The organism is Stutzerimonas stutzeri (assembly GCF_024448985.1).
In the GTDB taxonomy this organism is placed as follows: domain Bacteria; phylum Pseudomonadota; class Gammaproteobacteria; order Pseudomonadales; family Pseudomonadaceae; genus Stutzerimonas; species Stutzerimonas stutzeri_AP.
The window spans coordinates 1-2,030 of sequence record NZ_JAMOII010000043.1 but is presented as its reverse complement, the minus strand read 5'-3'; the positions used below and the strand labels follow the sequence as shown (position 1 = coordinate 2,030).

Below are 2,030 nucleotides of genomic sequence, written 5' to 3'. Positions count from 1 at the left end.
TAAGCGCTCCATAAACCCCACCTACCGTTGGTGAGGCATCTCGTTCAGGATGCAGTGGCTGGCGAGCAGTTCCACGGCAGCAGCGCCTCGTAGTCTTCTACGCGCTGTGCCGTTGGCAGGCGTTCGAGGACGTAGCGCAGCCAGGCATAAGGTTCTTGCCGGTTGGCTTTGGCGGTTTCGATCAGGCTGTAGATCTGCGCGCTCGCCGTCGCGCCTTTGGGCGTGTCGCTGAAAAGCCAGTTCTTGCGGCCAATGACGAACGGGCGGATGGCGTTCTCGGCGCGGTTGTTGTCGATGGGCAACTGTCCGCCTTCGACGTAGCGTACGAGCCGGCTCCAATTGCTGGCCAAGTAGTTCACCGCCTTGCCTAAAGCAGTTTGCCCAGCGACCTGCGGCTGGGTTTTGTCCAGCCAGGCTTTGAGTTGTTCGAGGATCGGCTGGCTGCGTTGCTGGCGTGCCTCGAAGCGCTCGGTTTCACTGGCCTCTTTCAGGTCACGCTCGATGCCGTAGAGTTTGTTGATCAGGTTCAGTGCCATGTCGGCACGTCCGGTCTTGCCCTTGGGCTGTACCTTCTGTGCGTCGACGAACTTGCGCCGGGCATGCGCCCAGCAAGCCAAGCGCTCGACGCCATCTTTTGCGGCCACGGCGTTGTAGCCGGCGTAATCGTCGGTCATCAGGTAGCCCCGATAGCCATCGAGCAGGCGCAACGGGACGTCCTGCGCGCGGCTGGTCGAGTAGTCGAAGAGGATCACCGGCTTGTCAGGCGGGCCACCGGTTTGCACCCACATCCACGATTGCGCAGTGGGATCGCGTCCCGGTTCGTGCAGCACCTGTAAGCGGGTTTCGTCGCAGTGCAGTACCGGGTACTCAAACAGCTTGTCGCGCATCAGGTTGAGTAGAGGTTGCAGCTGTTCACCGAACTGGATCACCCAGCGCGCCAGGGTCTGGCGAGGGATGTCGACACCGTGGCGGCTGAGCATCTTCTCGAAGCGATACAGCGGGATGCCGTCGACATACTTGGTGGTCAGCAGCATCGCCAGCACACTGGGGCTGGCCAGGCTTTTCTCGATCAACTGGGCTGGCTTGTCGGCAGTGACCGGTGCGGTTTCGCAGGCTTTGCAGGCGTAGGTCTTGCGGATGTGGCGGATGACACGTACCTGCATCGGGATGATCTCCAGCTGTTCGCTGGTTTCCTCACCGATCACCTGCTTGCAGGCGCCGCAGGTGCATCTCAGTTCGTGCTCGGGCAGATCGTGGACAACCTCGACACGCGGAAGATTGGCCGGCAGCGGCTTGCGCTTGCCGCGGCGCTTGGTGGGTACAACGACTTCTTCATCAGCCTCTTCGGCAGAGGCGTCTGGTGCGACGTGGAGCAGCGCCTCCGCCTCGTTGAGCAAGGGCAGTTGAGGGGAATCAGGATCGACGGTTTGCTCGGATTTACGACCAAACAGGCGCTGCAACAGCAGAGCGTTCTGTTCCTGGAGTTGCGCCACTTTTCCCTGCGCCAACAGCAGCATCTGCTTGAGCAGAACGGGATCGTCGGGAAGGGTATCAGCGCCAGATTTCATGACGCCGGATTATACCGACTCAGGCCACGTAACGCGGCGTCAGAACCTGGTGCGGACGGTTGCGCCAAAGGTCGATGCCATCGAGCAGCCAGTTCAATTCGTCGACTGTTAACTCGATGGCTTTGTCGCCAGCATCCGGTTTGCTCTTGAAGCGCTCGGCTTCCAGACGCTTGAGCCACAAACAGAAGCCATTGCGCTCCCAGTAGAGGATCTTCACCTGGCTGCGAGTGCGGTTGAGAAACACGAACAGCACCGGGTTGAAGACTTCCACTTTGATGTCCAGCTCGACCAGTGCCGCCAGGCCGTTGATGGATTTACGGAAGTCGACCGGCTTGGGATAGAGGTAAACCTTCTGCACTTTGGCATCGGGACGCATCATCACAGCTACTCCTGAAAGAATCAGGAATGCAGCATCGCTGCGATGTTGGTTAGGTTGAAGATGGGGTCTATGGAGCGCTTACG

The 2,030-nt window shown here is 59.8% G+C and carries 2 protein-coding genes; both read right to left on the bottom strand.

Annotated elements, in window-relative coordinates; all coding sequences use genetic code 11:
• Window positions 1–44: 44 nt before the first annotated feature.
• Window positions 45–1,568, bottom strand: coding sequence for an IS66 family transposase (gene tnpC, locus NA647_RS19540; protein ID WP_256059160.1), 1,524 nt, complete (start codon window positions 1,566–1,568; stop codon window positions 45–47).
• A gap of 19 nt (window positions 1,569–1,587) precedes the next feature.
• On the bottom strand, window positions 1,588–1,947 hold the full coding sequence (tnpB, locus tag NA647_RS19535; RefSeq protein WP_256059159.1) for an IS66 family insertion sequence element accessory protein TnpB: 360 nt from the start codon (window positions 1,945–1,947) through the stop codon (window positions 1,588–1,590).
• Window positions 1,948–2,030: the final 83 nt, after the last annotated feature.

Excerpts from the sequence above, each read along its gene's own strand:
- tnpC (WP_256059160.1), bottom strand. The coding sequence starts at position 1,568 with ATGAAATCTGGCGCTGATACCCTTCCCGACGATCCCGTTCTGCTCAAG.
- tnpB (WP_256059159.1), bottom strand. The coding sequence starts at position 1,947 with ATGATGCGTCCCGATGCCAAAGTGCAGAAGGTTTACCTCTATCCCAAG.